Here is an 823-nt window from a genome sequence, read left to right as displayed (position 1 = left end):
ACGCCATCGAAAGTCTGAACATGCAGCTTCGCAAGATCATCAAGACGCGGGGCCACTTCCCCAATGACGAGGCTGCAATCAAACTACTCTGGCTAGCGCTACGCAACGTGCTGGCCAAGTCGGTACGGGCCACCTTTGACTGGAAATCCGCGATGAACCAGTTTGCCATCCTGTTTGGCGACCGATTCACGACGGCGCGAGGGTAACGTTCTTTTAAACCGCCTCGCCCACAAAAACGCGGACAGGTTCCGGGCCGTCTATGCCAGTGGCTCCGGAGCGTCTGCCACCACTCGCCCACAACCGGAGTGACAAGGCGCTCATCCTTCCGGCGGCGCTCCGCGCGCCGATGGGCATAACCAAACACCAGTGGGGCACATGAGTTCGCGCGAATACTCACGCGTGCCGCCCGGTTTCCCTTGCAGACCCAACCGCAGCGCGCGTAGCGAGCAGCGGGATGAATGAGCGCCTTGTCACCAACTTCGAAGGTGCGAGGTGACAGACGCTCCGGAGCCACTACCCATGACGGCGAGTGGTGCAAGGGGACAGGCATTGGCGGTGTGAGCGGCTTTCTTTGCCTCCTTTCTTTGCCGCGGTGTACAGACTGGAGACATGATTGACACATGTATGAGGACATCGTTGACACCTGATACTCACGGCAATGCTGCTTTCAGGTCAAGTGTCGCGACACGGTGATGGGCAAACCAGAGCTCGAATACACCGTCTTCGTCGTCCTTTGGACGGGCCGCCACGCGCAGCCCCTTGAGCGCAATCGAGAGCTTCAGTTTCTGCCCCCGCAAGCGCACCAGACCACTCGAATTGACCA

The 823-nt window shown here is 59.4% G+C and carries 1 protein-coding gene; it reads left to right on the top strand.

The window, feature by feature from the left end; all coding sequences use genetic code 11:
- Positions 1 to 206, top strand: a 206-nt coding sequence (locus M3I56_RS40745) for a transposase (RefSeq protein WP_254333344.1), incomplete at its 5' end; no start/stop codon positions are given.
- Between the last annotated feature and the right edge of the window lie 617 nt (positions 207 to 823).

The organism is Paraburkholderia sp. CNPSo 3281 (assembly GCF_024206515.1).
Lineage (GTDB): Bacteria > Pseudomonadota > Gammaproteobacteria > Burkholderiales > Burkholderiaceae > Paraburkholderia > Paraburkholderia nodosa.
Note: the sequence above shows the minus strand (reverse complement) of the source record. Positions and strands in the feature narration are given on the sequence as shown.